This is a genomic window from Telluria sp. PB2R4, assembly GCF_059685695.1.
The window spans coordinates 511,406-533,707 of the sequence record NZ_JCASIC010000002.1; the positions used below are offsets into that span (position 1 = coordinate 511,406).

Annotated in this window: 21 protein-coding genes and 2 tRNA genes; 12 read left to right on the top strand and 11 right to left on the bottom strand. The window is 66.1% G+C overall.

All coding sequences use genetic code 11. From position 1 onward, the window contains the following. Positions 1-4: 4 nt before the first annotated feature. From AC56LU_RS05770 to AC56LU_RS05785, 4 genes are all read left to right on the top strand, one after another. Entirely contained in the window at positions 5-1,156 is a 1,152-nt protein-coding gene (locus tag AC56LU_RS05770; protein ID WP_497174651.1) for a CaiB/BaiF CoA transferase family protein, read from the top strand. A gap of 42 nt (positions 1,157-1,198) precedes the next feature. Then, positions 1,199-2,431, top strand: coding sequence for a DUF445 domain-containing protein (locus AC56LU_RS05775; RefSeq protein ID WP_497174720.1), 1,233 nt, complete (start codon positions 1,199-1,201; stop codon positions 2,429-2,431). A gap of 29 nt (positions 2,432-2,460) precedes the next feature. Next, the gene (locus tag AC56LU_RS05780) at positions 2,461-2,775 is read left to right on the top strand and encodes a putative signal transducing protein (RefSeq protein WP_497174652.1); all 315 of its coding nucleotides are present in this window, start codon (positions 2,461-2,463) and stop codon (positions 2,773-2,775) included. A gap of 90 nt (positions 2,776-2,865) precedes the next feature. Next, positions 2,866-3,024, top strand: a complete 159-nt coding sequence (locus AC56LU_RS05785) for a hypothetical protein (protein WP_497174653.1) — start codon at positions 2,866-2,868, stop codon at positions 3,022-3,024. A gap of 162 nt (positions 3,025-3,186) precedes the next feature. Here AC56LU_RS05785 and AC56LU_RS05790 read toward each other — a convergent pair. From AC56LU_RS05790 to AC56LU_RS05810, 5 genes are all read right to left on the bottom strand, one after another. Next, positions 3,187-3,263 (bottom strand) — tRNA-Met (locus tag AC56LU_RS05790). Positions 3,264-3,335: 72 nt separating this feature from the next. After that, a tRNA-Met gene (locus AC56LU_RS05795) sits at positions 3,336-3,412 on the bottom strand. An 82-nt stretch (positions 3,413-3,494) separates the two neighbouring features. After that, positions 3,495-4,445, bottom strand: coding sequence for a tRNA (adenosine(37)-N6)-dimethylallyltransferase MiaA (gene miaA, locus AC56LU_RS05800; protein ID WP_497174654.1), 951 nt, complete (start codon positions 4,443-4,445; stop codon positions 3,495-3,497). A 145-nt stretch (positions 4,446-4,590) separates the two neighbouring features. Further along, positions 4,591-6,495, bottom strand: coding sequence for a DNA mismatch repair endonuclease MutL (gene mutL / locus AC56LU_RS05805; RefSeq protein ID WP_497174655.1), 1,905 nt, complete (start codon positions 6,493-6,495; stop codon positions 4,591-4,593). An 18-nt stretch (positions 6,496-6,513) separates the two neighbouring features. Further along, complete coding sequence (locus AC56LU_RS05810; protein WP_497174656.1) at positions 6,514-7,443, bottom strand: peptidylprolyl isomerase; 930 nt, start codon at positions 7,441-7,443, stop codon at positions 6,514-6,516. Positions 7,444-7,597: 154 nt separating this feature from the next. Here AC56LU_RS05810 and AC56LU_RS05815 point away from each other — a divergent pair, with 154 nt between their 5' ends. Both AC56LU_RS05815 and AC56LU_RS05820 read left to right on the top strand, forming a co-directional pair. Continuing rightward, positions 7,598-8,242, top strand: coding sequence for a VTT domain-containing protein (locus AC56LU_RS05815; protein WP_497174657.1), 645 nt, complete (start codon positions 7,598-7,600; stop codon positions 8,240-8,242). Positions 8,243-8,363: 121 nt separating this feature from the next. Further along, positions 8,364-9,443, top strand: a complete 1,080-nt coding sequence (locus AC56LU_RS05820) for a carbonic anhydrase (RefSeq protein WP_497174658.1) — start codon at positions 8,364-8,366, stop codon at positions 9,441-9,443. Between the two features lie 22 nt (positions 9,444-9,465). On the opposite strand, the gene AC56LU_RS05825 is transcribed toward AC56LU_RS05820, so the two are convergent. The 3 genes from AC56LU_RS05825 to tsaE are packed head-to-tail and all read right to left on the bottom strand — an operon-like array spanning position 9,466 to position 12,151. Then, positions 9,466-10,281: an aldose epimerase family protein gene (locus tag AC56LU_RS05825; RefSeq protein WP_497174659.1), complete on the bottom strand. Its 816-nt coding sequence runs from the start codon at positions 10,279-10,281 to the stop codon at positions 9,466-9,468. A gap of 2 nt (positions 10,282-10,283) precedes the next feature. Beyond that, positions 10,284-11,702, bottom strand: a complete 1,419-nt coding sequence (locus AC56LU_RS05830; RefSeq protein ID WP_497174660.1) for an N-acetylmuramoyl-L-alanine amidase — start codon at positions 11,700-11,702, stop codon at positions 10,284-10,286. After that, the gene (gene tsaE / locus AC56LU_RS05835; protein ID WP_497174721.1) at positions 11,663-12,151 is read right to left on the bottom strand and encodes a tRNA (adenosine(37)-N6)-threonylcarbamoyltransferase complex ATPase subunit type 1 TsaE; all 489 of its coding nucleotides are present in this window, start codon (positions 12,149-12,151) and stop codon (positions 11,663-11,665) included. Before tsaE ends, AC56LU_RS05830 begins: the two co-directional genes overlap by 40 nt. Positions 12,152-12,215: 64 nt before the next feature. On the opposite strand from tsaE, the gene queG reads away from it, so the two are divergent. After that, on the top strand, positions 12,216-13,349 hold the full coding sequence (queG, locus tag AC56LU_RS05840; protein ID WP_497174661.1) for a tRNA epoxyqueuosine(34) reductase QueG: 1,134 nt from the start codon (positions 12,216-12,218) through the stop codon (positions 13,347-13,349). Here queG and AC56LU_RS05845 read toward each other — a convergent pair. The 3 genes from AC56LU_RS05845 to AC56LU_RS05855 all read right to left on the bottom strand — a co-directional run bounded on the left by AC56LU_RS05845 (position 13,320) and on the right by AC56LU_RS05855 (position 16,471). Further along, complete coding sequence (locus AC56LU_RS05845) at positions 13,320-13,697, bottom strand: DUF3052 family protein (RefSeq protein WP_497174662.1); 378 nt, start codon at positions 13,695-13,697, stop codon at positions 13,320-13,322. The two genes, queG and AC56LU_RS05845, sit on opposite strands and share 30 nt — an antisense overlap. A 127-nt stretch (positions 13,698-13,824) precedes the next feature. Next, complete coding sequence (locus AC56LU_RS05850; RefSeq protein ID WP_497174663.1) at positions 13,825-14,418, bottom strand: response regulator transcription factor; 594 nt, start codon at positions 14,416-14,418, stop codon at positions 13,825-13,827. Between the two features lie 58 nt (positions 14,419-14,476). Next, positions 14,477-16,471 carry a sensor histidine kinase gene (locus tag AC56LU_RS05855; protein ID WP_497174664.1) on the bottom strand — a complete coding sequence of 665 codons (1,995 nt, stop codon included), beginning with the start codon at positions 16,469-16,471 and terminating at the stop codon, positions 14,477-14,479. 111 nt (positions 16,472-16,582) lie between these two features. Between AC56LU_RS05855 and AC56LU_RS05860 the strand changes: the two genes are divergently transcribed. From AC56LU_RS05860 to AC56LU_RS05880, 5 genes are all read left to right on the top strand, one after another. Further along, a complete protein-coding gene (locus AC56LU_RS05860) occupies positions 16,583-17,587 on the top strand; it encodes a TRAP transporter substrate-binding protein (RefSeq protein ID WP_497174665.1) in 1,005 nt (334 codons plus the stop codon). Positions 17,588-17,975: 388 nt separating this feature from the next. Next, the gene (locus AC56LU_RS05865) at positions 17,976-18,500 is read left to right on the top strand and encodes a methylated-DNA--[protein]-cysteine S-methyltransferase (protein ID WP_497174666.1); all 525 of its coding nucleotides are present in this window, start codon (positions 17,976-17,978) and stop codon (positions 18,498-18,500) included. Beyond that, positions 18,473-19,378, top strand: coding sequence for a site-specific tyrosine recombinase XerD (gene xerD / locus AC56LU_RS05870; protein ID WP_497174667.1), 906 nt, complete (start codon positions 18,473-18,475; stop codon positions 19,376-19,378). Before AC56LU_RS05865 ends, xerD begins: the two co-directional genes overlap by 28 nt. 94 nt (positions 19,379-19,472) lie before the next feature. Then, positions 19,473-19,667 carry a hypothetical protein gene (locus tag AC56LU_RS05875; RefSeq protein ID WP_497174668.1) on the top strand — a complete coding sequence of 65 codons (195 nt, stop codon included), beginning with the start codon at positions 19,473-19,475 and terminating at the stop codon, positions 19,665-19,667. Positions 19,668-19,949: 282 nt separating this feature from the next. Further along, the gene (locus AC56LU_RS05880) at positions 19,950-22,175 is read left to right on the top strand and encodes a putative bifunctional diguanylate cyclase/phosphodiesterase (protein WP_497174669.1); all 2,226 of its coding nucleotides are present in this window, start codon (positions 19,950-19,952) and stop codon (positions 22,173-22,175) included. Positions 22,176-22,302: the final 127 nt, after the last annotated feature.

Genomic DNA, 22,302 nt, shown 5'->3' on the forward strand with positions numbered 1-22,302 from the left:
AAACATGGCTGGACCATTGTCTGGAGTGCGGGTAGTCGAGATGGTCGGCATCGGGCCCTGCCCGTTCGCGGCGATGATGCTGGCGGACATGGGGGCGGAAGTGATCCGTATCGACCGCAAGACCGATGCGGGCGCCGACAGTCCGTATCCGGTGCTCGGCACCCGCCACGACGTGATGGCGCGCGGGCGCCGCTCGCTGGCGCTCGACCTGAAGAAGCCGGCCGGGCGCTCCACGGTGCTGCGGCTGCTGGAAGGGGCTGACGTGCTGCTCGAAGGCTTTCGTCCGGGCGTCATGGAGCGCCTCGGGCTGGGGCCGGACGATTGCCTGGAACGCAACCCGAAGCTGGTGTACGGGCGCGTCACCGGCTGGGGCCAGACCGGGCCGCTGGCGCAGGCGGCGGGCCACGACATCAATTATGTGGCCCTGTCGGGCATGCTGTACTCGACCGGCCGCGCCGCCAGCCCGCCCCCGCCGCCGCTGAACCTGGTGGGCGACTTCGGCGGCGGCGGCATGATGCTGGCCTTCGGCGTGGTCTGCGCGTTACTCGAGGCGCGCAAGTCCGGCCAGGGGCAGGTGGTGGACGCCGCCATGACCGACGGCGCCGCGCTGCTCGGCGCCATGATGTACGGCCTGCGCGGTTTCGGTGCGTGGAGCGGCCAGCGCGAAGGCAACCTGCTGGATGGCGGCGCCCCGTTCTACGACAGCTATGCCTGCCGCGACGGCAAGTTCATTTCGATCGGCGCCATCGAGCCGCGATTCTTCGCCACGCTCCTGAGCCTCACCGGCCAACATGATCCGCTGTTCACCAAGCGCTGGAACAAGGCGCACTGGCCCGAGCTGAAAGAACGCTTCGCGGCGCTGTTCGCCACGAAGCCGCGCGACGAATGGTGCCGCCTGCTGGAGGGCACCGACGTGTGTTTCGCGCCGGTCCTCGACCTGGAAGAAGCGCCGCGCCACCCGCACAACGCGGCGCGCGGCACTTTTGTGGAGATCGACGGCGTCACCCAGCCGGCGCCGGCGCCGCGCTTCAGCCGTACCTCACCAGCGACCCCTGGCGCGCCAAGCAGCCCCGGGGCCGACAGCGGGGCCATCCTGGCTGACTGGGGCTTCACGCAGCAGTCAATCGAAGCGCTGAGAAACGGCGAAGTCATTTAGCATTGTCGGGTGAACAAAGAAACTGAACTGCGCCAGTCGAAAATGCTCGCGCTCGCGTTCTTCGTGGGCGCCGCCTTGCTGTTCGTGCTCACCCTGTTCCTGCCGCAGAACTGGTGGACCGGCCTGCTGCGCGCCTTTTCCGAAGCCGCCATGGTCGGCGCGCTGGCCGACTGGTTTGCGGTGGTGGCGCTGTTCAAGCGCGTGCCGATCCCGATCGTCTCGCGCCATACCGAGATTATCCCGAAGAACAAGGAACGCATCGCCGACAACCTGGCGCTGTTCGTGCACGAAAAATTCCTCGACACCGACTCGATCGTCCGCCTGATCCAGCGCCACGACCCGGTGCAGAAGGTGGCCGACTGGCTGGTCAAGCCGGACAACACCGAGCTGCTGGGGCAGCACCTGGTGCGGGTCGGGGTCTGGATGCTCGACTTCATCGAAGACAGCGCGGTGCAGGGTTTCATCCGTCGCGCCGTGCATGCGATGGTGAACAGCGTCGACCTGTCGAAGTCGGCCGGCACCATCCTCGAGAGCCTGACGCGCGACGGACGCCACCAGGAGCTGCTCAACGAAGGCATTACCCAACTGGCGCGCCTGCTCGACAACGCGGACACCCAGGCCACGATCTCGCAGGGCATCGTCGACTGGCTCAAGGAAGACTACGCCTTCATCGAAAGCCTGCTGCCCTCGGAGCTCATCGGGCGCAAGGGCGCCAGCCTGGCCGTGCGGCTGGCCTCCGGCATCCTGAACAAGGTGGCGGCCGACCCGCATCACCCGCTGCGCGAGCGCTTCGACGTCTTCACCCTGGAGTTCATCGAGCGCCTCAAGGACGACCCAGCGTTCGCCGGCAGGGCGGAAGAGATCAAGGCCTACCTGCTGGGAGACGAAACGCTCAACGGCTACCTGGCCACCCTGTGGGGCGAGCTGAAAGGCTGGGTGAAAAAGGATTTGCACAGCGAGGATTCCAGCCTGCGCCAGCGCCTGGTGGCGACCGGCGCCTGGGTCGGCAAGGTGCTGGCCGAGGACCCGCAGCTGCGCGCTTCCTTGAGTGAGAACCTGGAATCGGCCGCGCGCGGCATCGCGCCCGAGTTCGCCGGCTTCCTGACCCGCCACATCGCTGACACGGTGAAACAGTGGGACGATCGCGAGATGTCCGGTCAAATCGAACTCAACATCGGCAAGGACTTGCAGTACATTCGCATCAACGGCACCATCGTCGGCGGCCTGATCGGCGTGACCCTGTACCTGCTGTCGCAAGTACCCGCGCTGTTTTGACCGGACGGTAAAATTTCCAGGAGAGTCGCATGGAACAACTTGCATTGAACGCCTGGCTGGCGGCGAACCCGGAGGTCGTGCAGATTCCCGGCCGCGACCTGTTCATCATCGCCAAATACCTGGTGCCGATGGAAGCGACGCTGGCCCAGGGCTGTCTGGTCGCCGCCGGCATCCCGGCCGTGCTGGCCGATGCCCACCTGATGCAGACCGATCTGCTGCTGGCGCCGGCGCTGGGCGGCGTGCGCATCCTGGTGCCGTCGGAGTACCTGCAGCAGGCCGGCGCGGTACTGGAGGGGCTGGCGCGCGGCGACTATGCGCTGGACGACACCTTTAATGCTGAGTAGAACGCCGTTTTGCGTGAGCTACCGAACTTTACGAGGTCGTGCACGGGCGTAGCCTGACGCTTGTGGGCCACTTTTACAAGGAGCGTCATCATGCCTCAAGGTGATAAATCGTCTTACACGGACAAGCAGAAACGCCAGGCCAAGCACATCGAGGAAGGCTACGAGAAGAAGGGCGTGTCGAAGGAAGAAGCGAAGAAGCGCGCCTGGGCGACCGAAAACAAGATCTCGGGTGGCGGCAAGAAGCACTAGGAGCGCCTGACAATTCCCCCGATGGCTGCGTTGCATCGTCTCGCCGTACTAGCGTACTGTCTTCGACGATGCGCCTTGCCCTCGGGGTTTTGTCATGCGCTCCAGATTTCAGCTTGCGAAAGAAAAACGGCCCGGTTCGCGAGAACCGGGCCGTTTCCTGTCTGGTGGTGATAGGTGGACTTGAACCACCGACCCCAGCATTATGAGTGCTGTGCTCTAACCAACTGAGCTATATCACCGAAACTCGCACCGAAACTGTGAAAGCAAAATGGCTTGACCCTGAAGAGTCAAGCCATCCGCTTGGAATTCTGTGGTGGTGATAGGTGGACTTGAACCACCGACCCCAGCATTATGAGTGCTGTGCTCTAACCAACTGAGCTATATCACCGCAACGGCAGGCATTATCGGCGGCGGCGCGTCGCCTGTCAAGGCTGGACGCCGATTCGATGCGCAAAAATCTCGCGCCAATGTCATTTTTCCAACTGGCTTAGCCGGTCCATCAGCTCGCCCGTCGGGTCCGTACCGAGGCAGTCTATCACGATCCGCTCCGGCATCGCGCGCAGCCAGGTGATCTGGCGTTTGGCCAGCTGGCGCGTGGCGATGATGCCCAGTTCGCGCAGTTCCGCGCGGCTGATCCTGCCCTCCAGGTAGTCCCAGGTCTGGCGGTAGCCGACACAGCGTATCGAGGGCAGCGCTGGCGACAGATCGCCACGTGCACGCAGGCGCGCCACTTCGGCCACCAGGCCTTCGTCGTCGCGCTCGCCCAGCATCGCATCGAAACGCAGCGCGATGCGCCGGTGCAGCACGGCGCGGTCCGACGGCTCCAGCGCGAACGACACCAGCTCGAAGGGCAGCTCGGGCTTCGCGCGCAGTCCCAGCAGTTCGGACATCGGCTTGCCGGTGAGTTGAATGATCTCGAGCGCGCGGTTGATGCGCTGGGCGTCGTTGGGTTTGAGGCGCTCGGCGGTCACCGGGTCGAGCGTGTGCAGCTTCGCGTGCATGGCGGGCCAGCCGATCTGTGCAGCTTCGGCTTCGATGTCGGCGCGCACGGCCGCATCGGCGGTCGGCAGCTCGTCCAGGCTGTCGGTGAGGCCCTTGAAGTACATCATCGTGCCCCCCACCAGCAGCGGCAGGGCGCCGCGCGCGCTGATCTCGCCCACCAGGCGGATCGCGTCCTCGCGGAACTGCATCACCGAGTAGCTTTCCAACGGATCGATGATGTCGATCAGGTGGTGCGGCACACTGGCCAGTTCTTCTGCGCTGGGTTTTGCTGTGCCGATGTCCATGCCGCGGTAGACCAGGGCCGAGTCGACCGAGATGATCTCGACCGGGCGGGTCTGGGCGATCGCCAGCGCGGCCGCGGTCTTGCCGGACGCGGTCGGGCCCATGATGGCCACCGCCATCGGTTTCATGTCATTCATATTCATTAAAGCACCTCGAGAAACCGTCGCGAGCGGCAGCAATGGTGGTCGAGAAGCGCAGCTGTACCCGTAGTACAGCCGGTCCGCCGTAGCGGAGCATCGCAGACTGCCAGTGCAACGCGCAGCAGGTTAGTCGAGGTGCCCACTACTGGCCGCGCAGGAAGAGCTTGTCGAGCGCGGCGATCTCGAGCTGGACCCAGGTCGGGCGGCCGTGGTTGCACTGGTCGGAGCGTTCGGTGAGCTCCATCTGGCGCAGCAGGGCATTCATCTCCTGGGTCGAAAGAATGCGGTTGGCGCGCACCGCCGTGTGGCAGGCGAGGGTGCCGAGCAGTTCGTTGCGGCGCTCGATCAGCACGCGCGAGCCGCCGTATTCCCGCACGTCGCGCAGCACGTCGCGCGCCAGCGTCTGGGCGTCGGCGTTCTTCAGCAGGGTCGGCACGGTGCGCACGGCGAGGGTGGTCGGCGACAGTGCGGCGATGTCGAAGCCGAGCGTCTTCAGGGTGTCGCCGTGGTCCTGCGCGGTCGCCACCTCGATGGCGTCGGCGTAGAAGGTCACCGGGATCAGCAACTGCTGCACCTGCAGCTCTTCGCCCTCGAGCCGCGCGTCGAGTGCGTTCTTGATCTGCTCGTAGAGGATGCGTTCATGGGCCGCGTGCATGTCGACCAACACCAGGCCCCTGGTGTTCTGCGCCAGGATGTAGATGCCGTGCAGTTGGGCCAGCGCGAAGCCGAGCGGGAAGTCGTCGTTCGACAGCGGCCGCTCGGTGGCGGAGAGGGGAATACCCACTGGTGCGGCCGCCGTGGCCGGTCCGTTCGACGCGAACAGCGCGCCGTAGGCCGCGGTGCTCTGGGCCACGCCACCGGTGGCCTGCTGGGGCCGCGCATCGTCCCAGCGGCTGCCCGGCGCGAACGGCGAAGGCGAGAAGCTCGGCGCCAGTTGCGCGCCGAACGAGGTCTGCTCGTGCGGACGCTGCGCCCACACCGGCGTGCCGCTCGGCCGTACTTCGGTGGCGGAAACCGGCGCCGGCGCGCTGCCGTGGGCGGTGGCCGAGGTTTGCGCCAGCGCGCGCTGCACCGCATGGAACACGAACTGGTGCACCGCGCGGCTGTCGCGGAAGCGCACCTCGATTTTCGAGGGGTGGACGTTGACGTCGACCAGCGCCGGGTCGAGGTCGAGCGACAGCACGTAGCAGGGGAAGCGGTCGCCGTGCAGCACGTCCTGGTAGGCGGCGCGCACCGCGTGCACCAGCAGCTTGTCGCGCACGAAGCGCCCGTTCACGTAGAAGAACTGGCCGTCGGCGCGCGCTTTCGAGGCGGTCGGCAGGCCGGCGTAGCCGTGCAGGCGCAGCGGGCCGGCGGCTTCGTCCAGCGCGAGGCGCGCGTCGGCGAAGTCGCTGCCGAGGATCTGGGCGCTGCGCCTTGCCGCTTCGCCCACGTTCCAGTGGTCGATGGTGCGGCCGTTGTGCGTGAGGCTGAAGGACACGTCCGGGCGCGACAGGGCGATGCGGCGCACGACTTCGGCGCAGTGGCCGTATTCGGTCTGTTCCGATTTCAGGAACTTGCGGCGCGCCGGGGTGTTGAAGTACAGGTCCTGCACGTCGATGGTGGTGCCGAACGCGCCGGACGACGGCGCCACGGTGCCTTCGTGCGAGCCGACGATCTCGAAGGCGTGCGCCGCGCCCGGTGTGCGCGAGGTGATGCGCACCGCGGCCACCGAGGCGATCGAGGCCAGCGCCTCGCCACGGAAGCCCAGGGTGCCGACGTGCTCGAGGTCGTGCAGCGAAGCTATTTTTGACGTGGCGTGGCGGGCCAGCGCCAGCGGCAGTTGCTCCGGTTCGATGCCGCGACCGTTGTCGGTGATGGCGATGCGCTTGACGCCGCCTTCTTCGAGGCGCACGGTGATCTGGGTGGCGCCCGCATCGAGCGCGTTTTCGAGCAACTCCTTGACCACGGCGGAAGGCCGCTCGACCACCTCGCCGGCGGCGATTTGCGAGATGAGCTGATCGGGCAGCTGCTGGATCGGACGGTGGGTGGGGGCGGGCGCGTTCATCCCCGGATTATAGCCCGCCTACTTTTGCTCGCGCACCGGAATCGCCGCATTGCACAGGTCGACCTTGCCGGTCAGGACCTTGTTCCACGGCCCGCCGCGGTTGCGCTGCGCCTCGAGCACGGCCTGGTAGGTGGCGCTCTCGGTGCGCATTACTTCGAACCTGCTGCGCTCGGCTTCCGGCATGTCGGCGGCCATGCGCACCAGCTTGAGCGGCATGCGCTGCTCCGGCTTCTCGTAGAAGCCTGCGGCGCCCGTGCCGCGCGGCTGGACGGTCAGGAGCGGCATGCCGTGTACGACGCGGCCGACCACGGTGATGTTGCGGTCGAGGTGGCGTGGCGCGTGGCCGATGACCACGTACAGCTGCGAACCGTTGCCGCTGTCGGCGCCGGTGTCGCGCGCCACGCCGATCATGGCGGGACAGTGGACCAGCCACGACTGGCCGGTGGCCGGGTCGCGCGCGGCCGGGAAGCCGCCCGCGTGGCCGACCTGGGGCGCGTAGACGTCGCCGTCCTTCAGGCGGGTGAAGCTGCCGCTGGCCTTGATCGGCGCGGTGAATTCGGCCTTGATGGTCTTGGCGGCCTTGTACGGCTTGGGATTCTCTTCGTCCGGGTCGCCCCACTGCACCACGAAGCCGTCCTGCGCGCGGATGATGAACAGGTCGTCGAAATATTTTTCGCGCACCAGGGCGCGGATGTTGGCGGCGCTGTTCGGCGCGAAGCTTGGTGCCAGTTCGATGATCACACGGCCGGTGGGCAGGTCCATGACCACCGTGTTTTCCGGGTCGAGCGGCCGCCAGTCGGCCGGCTTGGATGCCTTGACCACGTCGGCCACCGACGGCTTCGGCGGCAGTTCCTTCTCGGCCTTGGCGGGAGCGGCGGCGGATGCCGTGCCGGCGGCCAGGACAAGGGTGGCCAGGGCGAGGCGTACGGCGGTCGACAATGCGGTCATGCGGTCTCCAGGGTGGTGTGCGTATCCCGTCGATTGTGCGCGAATGTGGTCGGAAGGTAAAGTCACGGGCCGCGAATAGTCTCGCGCAGGCCATGCAGCCTGGCCGGCCAAGGGAGTGGAGGTGGTATGATGCGCGGCTACCTTTAGGAAGATTATGGATCTGATGCAGTTGTTCGATATGCTCCTGCATGTCGATAAGACGCTGGGCACGCTCCTGGCCCAGTACGGAACCTATGTATACATCGTGCTGTTCGCCATCGTGTTCTGCGAAACCGGCCTGGTCCTGTTCTTCTTCCTTCCCGGCGACACCCTGCTGTTCATTGCCGGCGCTTTCTGCGCCACCGGCGAGATGAACTATGCGCTGCTGATGGCGCTCCTGATCACGGCGGCGGTGACCGGCAATACCCTCAACTACTATGTTGGGCGGGCCATTGGCCAGCGTGTGTTTACGCACAATTACCGCTGGATCAACAAGGACGCGCTGCAGCGCACCCACGACTTTTTTGAAAAGCACGGCGGCAAGACCATCATCGTGGCCCGCTTCGTGCCGGTGGTGCGCAGTTTCGCGCCGCTGGTTGCGGGCGTGTCCGAGATGACGCTGGCACGCTTCCAGTTGTTCAACGTGACCGGCGCCGTACTGTGGGTGGCCAGCCTGGTCACCGCTGGTTACCTCTTCGGCAATTTCCCGGTAGTTAGGGATCACCTGACCGAGATCGTACTGGTCGGCATCTCGGCGGCGATGGTGCCGCTGGCGATCGGCGGCCTGTACCGATTCGGCCGCAATATGCTGAGCCGCTAGGCAAGCGAGGCTTGCCATTCTCGCAGCGCCCCGAGTTTTTCGGGGCGTTCTTGTTCCGGCGCACTCAAGTTTGCGGGTCTTATTGCCGATAAGCATGAGGACAGACCACTCTCGGATTCTCATGCGCCACCTCATCGCCCTGTTAGCTTGCAGCCTTGCCATGGCTGGCGCAAGCGCGAGCGACCCCGCTCCCAAGCCGCCCGACGGCAAGACCGCCAACGTCAAGGCCATCCTGGAAGGCAAGCCGGCCGTCGGCTCGATCAAGCCGGACATCAAGGCCCTGGCCGCCGCTGCTGACGGCCGCACGGCAGCGCCTGCACGCGCGGCCGCGCCTGCTGTTGCCGCGTCGGCGGGCGATGAACAGTCGGAGGTCGACCTGTCGGTGCGCATCGCCGAGCGCCTGGCCCAGCTGCGAGAGCAGCAGGCGGCGCGCGCCGCCGCGGCCTCGAAGGCCCGCAAGGCTGCCGAAGCCAAGCGCCGCAAGGAAGCCGAAGCCGCGATCGCCGCCGCCAACAAGCCGAAGAACGGCACCCACTGGAGCTACGAGGGCGAATACGGCCCTGCCAATTGGTCGAACATCAATTCGGCCTGGGCCAAGTGCAATACCGGCAAACGCCAGTCGCCGATCGACCTGCGCGACGGCATCAAGGTCGACCTCGAGCAGATCGCCTTCGACTACCGTCCCACCTCGTTCAGCGAGATCGACAACGGCCACACCATCCAGGTGACGGTCGGCGGCGGTAACTTCCTCACGGTCGGCAACACGGCCTACGAGCTGCAGCAATTCCACTTCCACCGCCCGTCGGAAGAGCGCATCAACGGCAGGGGTACCGAGATGGTGATCCACTTCGTGCACCGCAGCTTCGAAGGCAAGCTGCTGGTGCTGGCGGTGCTGCTCGAGCGCGGCAAGGCCAATCCGATGATCCAGACGGTGTGGAACAACCTGCCGCTGGAGAAGCAGCTGACGGTGTCGCCCTCGATCCTGCTCGACCCGAACGAGGGGCTGCCTTCGAGGCGCGAGTATTTTACCTATATGGGATCGCTGACCGAGCCGCCCTGCACCGAGGACGTGCTGTGGATCGTCATGAAGCAGACCATGCAGGCCTCGCCGGCGCAGATGGCGCTGTTCTCGCGCCTGTATCCGCTCAATGCGCGGCCGGCTCAGCAGAGCAATGGGCGGATGATCAAGGAATCGAACTGATCGCGAATTGATTACGGATTGATTACGATCGGCTGATGCGGTAAGTGCCGGTCCAGGACTGGCCCGCATCCAGCGTGTGCGGTTCCAGCAGCGCCGGTTCGATGCACACGAAGCGCTGGTACTCGTCGTTTTCCATGTCCGCCAGCGCCGCCGCATCCACCGCGCCCGGATTCCACACGACCGCGTCGGTAAAGCCGGCCTGCTCCAGCACCAGCGTCTCCGCGCCCGTTGCCAGCTGCGCGCGGCCCGCCACGTGTGGATAGATCTCGTCCAGCTTGTCGACGATCGAGATCTCGTCCGACGAGATCCCTTCGATCCGCACTGCGCACACGTCCGCCACCAGGTGATAGGTGTGCAGCGCCGCCGCGAACGGGAAGGGCGCCGCGCCGAGGTTGCGCACGGTGAGCCTCATGCTCAGTTCGTTGGCGCGCACCGCCACGCGCAGGCATAGCGCGAAGGTGTGCGGCCAGGCATCGGCCAGGCTGGTGGGCAGGTCGCCCGCCGCCAGGTCGAAAGTCGCCCAGGCGGCGCCGTCTTCCAGGCCGCCGGTCTCCAGCCCGCTATCGTCGAGGCGCCAGTTGCTCACGCGCGCGAAACCGTGGCGCATGCCGCTGCCCCGCTGCGCGAACTGCGGGAAGATCACCGGCACGCCGCCGCGGATGGCGCGGCTCCCGTCGAGGCTCGATTTCTCGCTCAGGAACATGCGCTCCTTGCCGTCCGCGCCCTTCCACGAGACCAGGTGGGCGCCGTACAGGGTGACGGTGGCTTCGGCGCCGTCCGGCGCCTGGAGGCGGATCGCGGGCAGCTGCCCGACGGTGGTGTGGATCGCGAGGGTCATGATCAGGTCTGCCGGCTCTTGGCCATCGGCGGGTTGTCGGCGAAGTAGCGCTTGATGCCCTTGGTGATGGCTTCGGCCAGCTGGTTCTGGTAGCCGTCGTCCTTCAGCCTGGCTTCTTCGTGGGGGTTGGAGATGAATGCAGTTTCTACCAGAATCGACGGAATGTCAGGCGCCTTCAGCACGGCGAAGCCGGCCTGCTCGACCGCGGCCTTGTGCAGGCGGTTGATGCCGCCGATCTCGCTCAGGACAGCCTTGCCGAGCTTGAGGCTGTCGTTGATCTGCGCCGTGGTCGACAGGTCGAACAGCACGCTGGCGATCTGCTTGTCCTGGGTCGCGAAGTTGGCGCCGCCGACCAGGTCGGCCTTGTTCTGGTCGTTCGCCAGCCAGCGCGCCGCGCTCGAGCTGGCGCCTTTTTCGGACAGCACGAACACCGAGGAGCCGCGCGCGGTCGGCGAGATCCAGGCATCGGCATGGATCGACACGAACAGGTCGGCCTGCACCTTGCGCGCCTTCTGCACGCGCTGGCCGAGCGGCACGAAGTAGTCGCCGTCGCGGGTCAGCATGACGCGGGTATTGGGCAGCGCTTCCAGCTTCGCCTTCAGGCGCTTGGCGACGGACAGCACGATGTCCTTCTCGCGCGCGCCGGACGCGCCGATCGCGCCGGGGTCTTCGCCGCCGTGGCCCGGGTCGAGCGCGATGGTGACCATGCGCACCACCTTCGGCGGCGGGCTGTTCGCGGCGGCTTTCGACGGCGTCGGCTGCAGCGCTTGCGGCGGCGGGGTGCCGTTCAGGGCCGACATCTCGGATTCGAGCTTGGCGATCGCGTCCTGGCCGGCTTCGGTCTGGGCCGGCGGCGCGGCGGGCAGGGGCGAGGCCGGGTTGGCGCTGTTCGCTGCAGCCGTCCCGTCAGTCGTCCACTCGCCCTTTTCGATCATGGCGGCGATCGGGTCCACCGGTATGGCGGGATACAGGTCGAAGATCAGGCGGTGCTTGTAGCCGGCCACCGGCGCCAGCGTGAACACCTGCGGCTTGATTTCTTCCTTCAGGTCGAACACCAGGCGCACCACGTTCGGCCGGTTCTGGCCGACGCGCACCTGCTTGATGTAGGGGTCGTTCGATTCGATCTTGGCGACCAGGCTGCGCAAGGTGTTGTTCAGGCCGAGCCCCTCGATGTCCACGACCAGCCGCGGCGGGTCGGACACGAGGAAGTGCTCGGTCTTGAGTTCGCTGTCGTTCTCCAGCGTCACGCGGGTGTAGTCGGGCGCGGGCCAGACCCGGACGGCAAGGATCTGCGCGGCGAAGGCCGGCAGCGGAGCGACGACGGACAGCAGCAGGGTGCCGCCGGCCTTGAGCAGGGTGCGGCGGAAGGGCGAGCCGGGAATCAGGGAGTCGGCGGCGTGTAGGCGAGACGGTCGAGGCATAGCAGGCCTAGGTGAGACAACGCCTGCAATTCTACATCACGGCCGAGACCGCTGACGTCCAGCAATATCCGGACGTCGGGTGGGGGCAACACCGGTTCGCCCTTTTCGGGCCATTCGACGATACAAATGTTCTTGTCGTCGAAATCTTCGCGAAAGCCCGCATCGAGGAATTCCTCGGGGCTCGACATGCGGTACAGGTCGTAGTGGATGATGTTGACATCCCGACCACCCACTTGCACGCAATAGGGTTCCGACAGCGTATAGGTCGGGCTCTTGACCGTACCTTTGTGGCCGGCCGCCTGGATCAGGGCGCGGGTGAGCGCCGTCTTGCCGGCGCCGAGGTCGCCATGCAGGTAAATCACCAGGCCGGGCTGGAGGGCGCGCGCCAGCGCCGCACCCAATGCGGCGGTGGCGGATTCGTCGGGCAAGTAGGCTTTGAAGGGCTGCATCGAATAAAATACTATGCTTAGTTGCGATATCTCCGGCGCAAGCGCCATGTTGTTCCATCCTGCCATGCCAACCATTCCACCAGATTTGCCAGCACTCGCACGCACCATCAAGACCTGGGGTGCGGAACTCGGTTTCGCCGATGTGCGCATCGCGGACGTCGACCTGGCGCATGCGGAAGCGGGCCTGCAGGCCTGGCTGGACGCCGGCTGCCATGGCGAGATGGATTATATGGCAAGCCACGGCATGAAGCGTGCGCGTCCCAACGAGCTGGTGCCGGGCACGGTGCGCGCCATCGTGGCGCGCATGGATTACCTGCCGATGTCGCGTGGCGAGGACTGGCGCACCGAGGAAACTGTGCGCCAGCTGGAACCCGGCGCGGCCGTGGTCTCGGTGTATGCGCGCGGCCGCGATTACCACAAGGTGCTGCGCAATCGCCTGCAGGCCCTCGCCGAGAAGGTCAAGGCGCTGGTGGGCGAGCTGGGCTACCGCGTGTTTACCGACTCGGCGCCGGTGATGGAGCTGCCGCTGGCGGAAAAGGCGGGCCTGGGCTGGCGCGGCAAGCATACCCTGCTGCTGTCGCGCACGGCCGGCTCGACCTTCTTCATCGGCGAGATCCTGGTCGACCTGCCGCTGCCCGTCGACCCACCTACCGGGGCCCACTGCGGCGGCTGCCAGGCCTGCATCGACGTGTGCCCGACCCAGGCCATCCTGGGGCCTGGCCGGCTGGATGCGCGGCGCTGCATTTCCTACCTCACCATCGAGTTGAAGGGCAGCATTCCGGAAGAGTTCCGTCCGCTGATCGGCAACCGCATCTACGGCTGCGACGATTGCCAGCTGGCCTGCCCGTGGAACAAGTTCGCGCAACGCGCATCCGTGCCCGATTTCGACGAGCGCAATGGCCTCGGCGATGCCGGCATGGTCGACCTGTTCGGATGGGAAGAGGAGGAGTTCAACCGCCGCATGGAAGGCAGCCCGATCCGGCGTATCGGCCACGAGCGCTGGTTGCGCAACCTGGCGGTGGGGCTGGGAAACGCCGCCGCGGGCGGGGCCTTGCGCGGCGATGCGGCGATCGTGGCAGCCTTGCGCGCTCGTGCGGCCCATCCCTCGAACCTGGTGCGCGAGCATGTGGCCTGGGCGCTTGCGCGGCACGGGGCCCTGGTCGATCCCCTACTCGATACGCTTGAGACGCAAGCCTGACCAGTCGCCGTCGATGGAGATCATCGCCACGGCGGTGATGCCGTTTTCCTTGGCATAGGCATTGATCGAATCGCGGTTGATGTCGGTGGCCTTGGAGGCGGTCTGCTTGAGGTAGGCGATCCAGAGCGAGCCCTTTTCGCCCAGTTTTTCCTTAGCCTCAGGCAAGTAGTGCTCGAGCTCCTTGCGGTTGAGCGCGAACATCAGGATCACGTCGAAGGGGCCGTCACCTTCCTTGACGAGCTGGGCGGGCATCTGCGCCGCGACCCAGGGATTGGCCTGGCTGTTGAGGATCAGCATCGATTTCGCTGACCTTAGAAACATCTTGTCTGCAACTGTCTTTTCGCTCATGAGAATTCCTAAATGCAATGCTCCGTCTTTGCGTTCAGGTTCATTTTACAAGGCTTCCTTCAATTCGCTGAGACGCTTGCCACACGCAAAAGTCAGAGAACGGCGAGCAATCAGGAGCGAACAGCGTTTATTTCAAGAGCCCCGCCAGTTCCACCGCCGTCTTGACCTGCATCTTGTCGAAGATGTGCGCCCGGTGTACCTCGACCGTGCGCATGCTGATGCCGAGCTTGTCGGCGACGACCTTGTTCATCATGCCGGCCAGGATCAGGTCGAGCACTTCGCGCTCGCGCGCCGAGAGGGTTGCCAGGCGCGCCTGCACCACGGCGGCCGCCGCCGCCTTGCGCGAGGCGCCCAGGGCTTCTTCCACCCGGTCCATCAGCACGTTGTCGTTGAAGGGCTTTTCAAAAAAGTCGAAGGCGCCGCGCTTGAGCGAGTCGACCGCCATCGGCACGTCGCCATGGCCGGTGAGGAAGATTACCGGCAGGCGTGCGCTCAGGCCAAGCTTGACCAGCTGGTCGAACACGGCGATGCCGTTCATGCCGGGCATGCGCACGTCGAGCAGGACACAATCACCCTGGGCATCACCCTGCGCGCCGTGGGAACCGATGGCGGCGAGGAAGTCTTCGCCGCTGGCGTAGCCGCGCGCTTCCAGGCCGCGCGATTGCGCCAGCCAGCCGAGCGCGTCGCGGATGACGTCTTCATCGTCGACGATGTGCAGCATGGGGGGGTCTCCGTGTGTGTTCTTGTGTTCGTTCAGCGGCAAGGGCCGCAACCGGATTCTAGCCCAGCGCCCCGCTCGCCGCTTGCGCCGGCAATGCGAAGCTGAATACCGTGCCCCCGCCCGGGTTCGGTGCGTGCGTCAAGGTGCCGCCGTGGAATTCGATCGCGGTGCGGCAGATCGACAGGCCCATGCCCATGCCGTCCAGCTTGGTCGAATAGAAGGGCGAGAACAGGCCGGCCGCCACCTCCGGTGCGATGCCGTGGCCGCGGTCGATCACCGCGACCGTCACCATGCCGTCCTGTTGCCCGGCGGCGATGCGCAGCACGCGCTGGTCGCGCCGGGTATCCACCATGGCCTCGATCGCGTTGCGGGTCAGGTTGAGCAGCACCTGTTCCAGCATCACGCGGTCGGCCAGAACAAGGGGCAAGCCCGGCGGCAGTTCGACACGGAGCAGCACGCCGGCCTGGCGCGCCTGCAGCTCGACCAGCGCGCGCACGCCCTCGACCACGCTGCGGATCGTGACCGGCTCGCGGCGCGGCTCGCGCTTCTTCACGAACTCGTGCACGCTGCGGATGATCTGGCCGGCGCGCTGCGCCTGCTGGCGCGCCTGTTCCAGCGCATGCCTGAGCATGCCCGGGTTGACCGGTTCGCCCGACTTACCGGTACGCTCCAGCACATTGAGCGCGCCGGCCGTATAGCTGGAAATCGCGGCCAGCGGCTGGTTCAGCTCGTGCGCCAGCATCGAGGACATCTCGCCCATGGTGGCCAGGCGTGCGCTGGTTTCCAGCTTTTCCTGCTGCTGGCGGTTGAGCTCTTCGGCGCGCTTGCGGTCGGTGATGTCCTGGACCGAACTCATCCAGCCGGTCTGGCGGCCGTCGGCATCGACCAGCGGCGCCTCGTACACCAGCACCGGCACGCGCACGCCGTCGGGGCGCTGGAACACGGTCTCGAACTGCGGCGTGATGTTCCCCGACAGCACGCCGGCGAAGCGCTCTTCGTACTCGAGCATGACTTCCGGCGCCCAGTAGGGCATGGGCGGCTTCTTGCCGACCAGTTCTTCGGCCGGCAAGCCGACGATCTCGCAGAAGGCGCGGTTCACGTAGGTCACGCGGCCTTCGAGGTCGCGCGCGCGCAGGCCGGTGATCAGGGAGTTTTCCATCGCGGTGCGGAAGGCCATCTGCTGGCGCAGCGCCCGTTCGGCCGCCAGGGTGCGCGAGATGTGGCGCCACAGCGAACCCAGGCTCAGCACCAGGCCGAGGGCCAGCACGATCACCGAGCCCACCAGCAGATTGGGCAGCAGCTTGGGTGCGCGCTTGACGCTGTCGGTGGACAGCACCACCAGCGCACCCGGCAGGTCGAGCTCGCGCCGGTGGGTGTAGATGCCGCGTCCCGGGCCGCCGGCCGCGCGCCGGGCGATCGGACGGTCGTCGCGGTCGAGCAGGGTCAGGGCGTTGTCCTGCGCGAACCACCAGGGCACGGCCTCATCCAACAGCACCTGCAGGCTGTAGGTGGCGACCAGGCTGCCCGCCGGCTTGCCTCCCGCATACAGGGGCAGGTACCAGTCGAGCAGGCCCGGCGTGGCTTTCGTCGCGCCATACGCTTCGCTGTAGCGGCCGCGCCGGGTGGCGCCGGCCACGCTTGCCGCCAGCCGGGTCGGCGCGGGCAGGGCGCTTGGCGCCTCCAGGCCATGGCTGGCCAGTACCGTGCCGTCGGGGCCGTACCAGACGATGCGCACCAGCTCGTGGCCGCTCTCGAACATCTGCTTGAAACGCGCCTGCAGGGCCGATGCCGATGGCGGACGCGACACCAGGTCGGCGCCCAGACCGCCAAGTGCCTCTTCGCTGCGCGCCAGCTCGAAGCGCAGGGTCTGCTCGACCCACAGCGTATCGGCGATCAGCTGTTCCTGGCGTTCGGTCGCTTCCATCTGGCGCGCCTGCCAGGGCAGCCAGATCAGCACCGCCAGGAACAGCAGCACCAGCAATACCGGCATCAGCCAGCGCCAGGAACGCGCACGCTGCGCGTCTGCTCCCTGCTGGACGAACGGGAATTTCATGACGGCTCCGTATTTCGCTACACTGTTGGGCTATTGTGGAAGTCCACGATGGCGCGGCAGACGCGTGCCTCGCAGACTGGCCCCACCCATCATATTCTCGTTCCCGCTCAGATGAACCGAACCGCCAAGCCGTTTCACCACCTGGCCGCCGCCGTGCTGCTGGCCGCCGCTGCCAATGGCGCGTGGGCGCAAGCGCCGATCGTCATCAAGTTCAGCCACGTGGTGGCGCCGGACACGCCCAAGGGACGCGCCGCCGAGCGCTTCAAGCTGCTTGCCGAGCGGATGACCGGCGGCCGCGTGAAGGTGCAAGTCTACCCGAACAGCCAGCTCTACAAGGATCGCGAGGAGCTCGAAGCCCTGCAGCTGGGCGCGGTGCAGATGCTGGCGCCCTCGCTGGCCAAGTTCTCGCCGCTGGGCGTGAAGGAATTCGAAGCCTTCGACCTGCCCTATATCTTCCCGTCCAAGGCGGCGCTGTACGCGGTGACGGAGGGACGCATCGGACGCGGCCTGCTGCGCAAGCTGGAGCCGAAGGGCATCACCGGCCTGGCCTATTGGGACAACGGCTTCAAGGTGATGTCGGCCAACAAGCCATTGTTGAAGCCTGCCGATTTCCGCGGCATGCGCATGCGAATCCAGGCCTCGAAAGTGCTGGATGCACAGATGCGCGCACTCGGCGCCCAGCCGCTGGCGCTGGCTTTTTCGGAGACTACCCCGGCGCTGCGCGACGGCGTGGTGGAAGGCACCGAAAATACCCCCTCGAACATGTACACCCAGCGCATGCACGAGTCGCAACAGCACCTGACGGTATCGAACCACGGCTACCTGGGCTATGCCGTCATCGTCAACAAGAAATTCTGGGACGGCTTGCCGGGCGACGTCCGCAAACAGCTGGAACGGGCCATGCGCGAGGCCACGGCTTACGAGAAGACCATTGCCCAGCGCACCAACGATGCGGCGCTGGAATCGATCCGCCGCGCCGGCACCACCACCATCCACACGCTCAGCCCGCAGCAGCAGGCCGAGTGGCGGCGCGCCATGCTTCCGGTGTATGCACAGATGGAAGAACGCATCGGCAAGGACGTGGTGGGGGCGATCCGGCGCGAAGTCGCCAGGTGACGATGGAGGTCTCGTCACGAGCGGCGTATGACACATGCATGACAGCGGAACGAACGTTCATGCGTTTTTCGCATAACCAAAATAATTTTTGGTAATGTGGTCAAAAAGATACGCTCGCCCGGAAAGCTTGCGTTATGATGGGGCCTCTTCGCACTCACATGGTGCGTACGCGAACAGAACACACACGGTTTTGGGGAGCATAGAGAAAATCACGGTAATCCATACCGGAGAACAATCGAGGAGACACACGTTTTACAGAAGCCGTTAGCACTGCTAAACGGCCGGGGACGTGACCCGAATTGTAGCGCACCCTTGGGTGCGCTTTTTTTTCGCCCCAAGGGCGCCATCGGGGCTGGCAGGGTGCCAGGCCAGCGGTTAAGATGGCAGGATGAAGACTGACCAGGCCAGTACCTTGTTCAATGCCATTGTCCCAGCGGCATTTGGCGCCATCGGCATCCGCACCACGGACGACCGCGTGCGCGAACTGGTGTACCTGCAGCCCTCGTTCGAGGAAAAAGCCGCCGACAACGCCGTGGCCGACCAGGCCGCGCAACAGGTGGCGCACTACCTGCAAGACCCCGATTTCCGTTTCGACCTGCCCTTGTTCGAGACCGGCACCGCGTTCCAGCACCGCGTGTGGAGCGAGATTTCCGCCATTCCGCGCGGCAGCGTCAAGACCTACGGCCAGGTGGCCAAGCGCATCGGATCGGCGCCGCGTGCGGTCGGCCAGGCCTGCGGCGCCAACTGGTTTCCACTCATCATTCCCTGCCACCGCGTGACCGCGTCCGGCGGGCTGGGCGGCTTCTCGAACCAGGACGATGAGAACGGCTTTCATCTTTCGGTCAAGCGCTGGCTGCTGCGTCACGAAGGCGCCACCGCATCGCCATGGCAGCAGCAATCGATCTGGGACTGATCGACGAGTTCTGCGACACCCTCTGGCTGGAACAGGGGCTGGCCAAAAATTCGCTCGACGCCTACCGCCGCGACCTGAAGCTGTTCGCCGGCTGGCTGGAAGCGAAGCGCCCGCAACGTCCCAGCCTGCTGGACGTGCAGCCCGAGGACATCGCCGCCTATTTTGCCGAACGCCATGCCGACACCCGCCCCAGTTCGGCCAACCGGCGCCTGTCGGTGCTCAAGCGCTTCTATGGGCTGGCGCTGCGCCGCAACCAGATCCCGATTGATCCCTGCCTCAAGATGGCCTCGGCCAGGCAGCCGCTGCGCTTCGTCCACACCTTGAGCGAAAGCCAGGTCGAAGCGCTGCTCGCGGCGCCGGACGTCTCGACGCCGCTGGGCCTGCGCGAACGCACCATGCTCGAGCTGATGTATGCGAGCGGGCTGCGGGTCTCGGAACTGGTGGCATTGAAAGTGGTCGAAGTCAGCCTGAACGACGGCGTGCTGCGCATCACCGGCAAGGGCAGCAAGACGCGCCTGGTGCCGTTCGGCGGGGAAGCGCGCCTGTGGCTGGAGCGCTACCTGAAAGATGCGCGCGGCATCATCCTGAACGGGCAGGTCGACGACGCGTTGTTCGTCACTGGCCGCGGAGGGGCAATGACGCGGCAGATGTTCTGGATCCTGATCAAGAAGCATGCGCAAAAGGCCGGCATCCAGGGGCCGCTGTCGCCGCATACGCTGCGCCACGCCTTCGCCACGCACCTGTTGAACCACGGCGCTGACTTGCGCGTGGTACAACTGCTGCTGGGGCACGCCGATATTTCGACCACACAGATCTATACGCATGTTGCGCGCGAGCGCCTCAAGCACCTGCATGCCCAGCATCATCCGCGTGGTTAATTCAAGCCACGGCGCGAGCAGTCGGTCATAATGGGCCAGCATTACCGCAGCACCGGGCACCCGCAACATCACATCCATTGTCAACGAGGTGAACATGGCACGGACGAATTTCCAGTACGAAAAACGGCAGCGTGAACTCGAGAAGAAGCGCAAGGCGGAAGAGAAAGCGCGGCGCAAGCAGGATGCGAAACACGAGGGGACAGGTGACGCCCCCGCCGCAGAAGCCGCGCAGGGAGAGCAGGACCAGCAGAATTCGCAGGACGAAGCGGCTCCGCAGAACGTGGCCTGAAGCCACGCCTGCGGGACCGGCAAGGTATTTTTCGCGCTCGGGCTCCGTCCTGACGACAGGGTGGAGCTCCTCGCGCACAATGTCAATATAGATCCGGCGGGCGCCTGACTCCAGCCGGATGCGACAGGCCGTTGGACGGCGGGTCTGAAATGCGCTGCGGCGCGATGAAATGCTGACGGAGCTTGCCTTTGCGTGCCCGCAAACGCCGGGCCGGCAGGGCGGGGAAGAATGACGGGATTGTCATGAGCGTCATGACTGTTTCCGTCTAAAAAGGATTCTTCCGTGAGCGAACAAGCGCGAGACCCGACCGGCTGGCCCAGCGGGCCGCCCGGACTGGACTTGCCTGCAGATCATGCCGAGCAGGCAAAACAGCGCGCCCAACAAACGCAGCAGCAGGCTCCGCAGCAGGGCACGATCGCCGGCGCCATGCCAGAGGCAATCTCTGCCGACGCTCCCGGACGCCAGGCGCTCGACTGGCTGTACCGCTTCGTGACGGCAATCGAACTGGCGCCGGCGGTGGCTGTCCATTCGCGCGATGCGTCCGGCATCGTGCGCTTCTGGAACCACGCCTGCACCCAGCTGTTCGGCATTCCCGCCAGCAGTGCCTTGGGCAAGCCCTTCCGCGACCTGGTGTCCCACCTCGACCGTCAGGCCGAGTTCGACAGCACGATCGACGCCATCTGGCGCGACGGCGTTGCGCCTGCCCCGTGCGACTGGCAGGTCGAGACCGCCGCCGGACGGCAGCTGTGGATGCACTCGAACTATTTCCCGGTCAAGCGTGACGGCGGGACCCAGCAGGTGTTCTGCATGGAAATCGACATCACCGCGCGCAAGCAGGTCGAGGCCGACCTGGTGCAGGCGGCGCGCGTGTTCGAGAACGCGCACGAGGCCATCATCGTCATGGACGCCGAATACCGGGTGCAGACGGTCAACCAGGCCTTCACCGCCATCACCGGCTTCAGCCCCGCCGAGATCATCGGCTCGACGCTGGCCAGCCTGCCCTGGGGTGAGCAGGCGGAGGGCGGAAGCGGGTTCTACGAAACCATCTGGTCCCAGCTCGACGGCCAGGACCGCTGGCAGGGCGAGCTGCCGGCGGTGCGCAAGAACGGCGAACACTACACCGCCTGGGTGGCGCTGACCACCATCCGCGACCCGCATGGGGCGCCCAGCAATACCATGGCGACACTGTCCGACATTAGCGAGCGCAAGCGGGTGGAAGCGCAGGTGCGGCACCAGGCCGAGCACGACACGCTCACCGGGCTGCCCAACCGCGCCCTGTTCCTCGACCGCATGCACCATGCACTGGCCACCTGGCGCCGCCAGCACGACAGCTTCGCCCTCCTGTTCGTCGACCTCGACCGCTTCAAGGCAATCAACGACAACAACGGCCATCGGGCCGGCGACGCGGTGCTGCGCGAGGTCGCCACGCGCCTGCGCGGCTGCGTGCGCGGGGTCGACACCATCAGCCGCCTCGGCGGCGACGAGTTCGTCGTACTGCTGGCCGACATCGGCGGGGTGGACCAGGCCGCGCATGTCGCCAATGCCGTGATGCAGGCGGTCTCGCGTCCCATCGAGGTGGCCGGCCACGTGCTGACGCTGTCGGCCTCGATCGGGGTGGCGATCTGCCCCACCGACGGGAGCGACGTCGACACCCTGATGCACCACGCCGACGTGGCCATGTACCACGCCAAGGAGAACGGACGCAGCAGCTTCCGCTTCTTCAGCCCCGAGATGAATGCGCGCGTGCTCGCGCGCAGCGAACTGGAAAAGCGCCTGCGCCAGGCGCTCGAACGCAAGGAGTTCGTGCTCGAGTACCAGCCCGAACTCGACGTCGGTTCCGGCCAGGTGATCGGCATGGAAGCGCTGATCCGCTGGCGCCATCCCGAGCGCGGCCTGCTGCTGCCGCACGAGTTCCTGCCGGTGGCGGAAGAATGCGGCCTGATCGTGCCGATCGGCGAATGGGTGCTGGGCGAGGCCTGCAGCCAGGCGCGCAGCTGGCGCGACGCCGGCCATGCGGTCACGGTGGCGGTGAACCTGTCCGACATCCAGTTCCTGCACGGCCGCCTGCTCGAGACGGTGGACGCCGCGCTGGCGCGGTCGGGGCTGGCCCCAAGCTGGCTCGACCTCGAAATCACCGAAGGCGCGATCATGCGCGGCGACCAGGGCCTGGACAACACCGTGAAGTCGCTCCGCGAACGCGGGGTGCAACTGACCATCGACCGCTTCGGCACCGGGCTCTCGAGCCTGTCGTCGCTGCGCCGCTTCCCGCTGTCGAAGCTGAAGATCGACCGCAGCTTCGTGAGCGACATCGAGCTCGATCCGATGGATGCGGCCCTGATTCCCGCCATCATCGCCGTCGCCCGCAGCCTGCGCCTGCGCGTGGTCGCCGAAGGAGTGGAAACCGAGGAACAGCTGCGCTTCCTGCGCCAGCACGGCTGCGACGAATACCAGGGTTTCTATGCGGCGGGCGCCAGCAGCCTGCCGGACTTCACGCCGGCGGTGCGCTGAATACCGACATTCAACCTGATCTGCCATGAACCGTAGGGTGGGCGGCTCCACCCGGAAAGCGATCTTCCTGCACCAATGGCGCCGCCCACGCGTTCAAAATACCTATGAGTAGACGGATCGTCTGTTC

Bases quoted from the DNA above. Each gene is read 5' to 3' on its own strand.
- AC56LU_RS05775 (WP_497174720.1), top strand. From the start codon at position 1,199: ATGCTCGCGCTCGCGTTCTTCGTGGGCGCCGCCTTGCTGTTCGTGCTC.
- queG (WP_497174661.1), top strand. From the start codon at position 12,216: ATGCCAACCATTCCACCAGATTTGCCAGCACTCGCACGCACCATCAAG.
- AC56LU_RS05855 (WP_497174664.1), bottom strand. From the start codon at position 16,471: ATGAAATTCCCGTTCGTCCAGCAGGGAGCAGACGCGCAGCGTGCGCGT.
- AC56LU_RS05815 (WP_497174657.1), top strand. From the start codon at position 7,598: ATGGATCTGATGCAGTTGTTCGATATGCTCCTGCATGTCGATAAGACG.
- AC56LU_RS05820 (WP_497174658.1), top strand. From the start codon at position 8,364: ATGCGCCACCTCATCGCCCTGTTAGCTTGCAGCCTTGCCATGGCTGGC.
- AC56LU_RS05785 (WP_497174653.1), top strand. From the start codon at position 2,866: ATGCCTCAAGGTGATAAATCGTCTTACACGGACAAGCAGAAACGCCAG.
- mutL (WP_497174655.1), bottom strand. From the start codon at position 6,495: ATGAACGCGCCCGCCCCCACCCACCGTCCGATCCAGCAGCTGCCCGAT.
- miaA (WP_497174654.1), bottom strand. From the start codon at position 4,445: ATGAATGACATGAAACCGATGGCGGTGGCCATCATGGGCCCGACCGCG.
- AC56LU_RS05860 (WP_497174665.1), top strand. From the start codon at position 16,583: ATGAACCGAACCGCCAAGCCGTTTCACCACCTGGCCGCCGCCGTGCTG.
- AC56LU_RS05810 (WP_497174656.1), bottom strand. From the start codon at position 7,443: ATGACCGCATTGTCGACCGCCGTACGCCTCGCCCTGGCCACCCTTGTC.
- tsaE (WP_497174721.1), bottom strand. From the start codon at position 12,151: ATGCAGCCCTTCAAAGCCTACTTGCCCGACGAATCCGCCACCGCCGCA.
- AC56LU_RS05830 (WP_497174660.1), bottom strand. From the start codon at position 11,702: ATGCCTCGACCGTCTCGCCTACACGCCGCCGACTCCCTGATTCCCGGC.
- AC56LU_RS05865 (WP_497174666.1), top strand. From the start codon at position 17,976: ATGAAGACTGACCAGGCCAGTACCTTGTTCAATGCCATTGTCCCAGCG.
- AC56LU_RS05825 (WP_497174659.1), bottom strand. From the start codon at position 10,281: ATGACCCTCGCGATCCACACCACCGTCGGGCAGCTGCCCGCGATCCGC.
- AC56LU_RS05850 (WP_497174663.1), bottom strand. From the start codon at position 14,418: ATGCTGCACATCGTCGACGATGAAGACGTCATCCGCGACGCGCTCGGC.
- AC56LU_RS05875 (WP_497174668.1), top strand. From the start codon at position 19,473: ATGGCACGGACGAATTTCCAGTACGAAAAACGGCAGCGTGAACTCGAG.
- AC56LU_RS05780 (WP_497174652.1), top strand. From the start codon at position 2,461: ATGGAACAACTTGCATTGAACGCCTGGCTGGCGGCGAACCCGGAGGTC.
- xerD (WP_497174667.1), top strand. From the start codon at position 18,473: ATGGCAGCAGCAATCGATCTGGGACTGATCGACGAGTTCTGCGACACC.
- AC56LU_RS05770 (WP_497174651.1), top strand. From the start codon at position 5: ATGGCTGGACCATTGTCTGGAGTGCGGGTAGTCGAGATGGTCGGCATC.
- AC56LU_RS05845 (WP_497174662.1), bottom strand. From the start codon at position 13,697: ATGAGCGAAAAGACAGTTGCAGACAAGATGTTTCTAAGGTCAGCGAAA.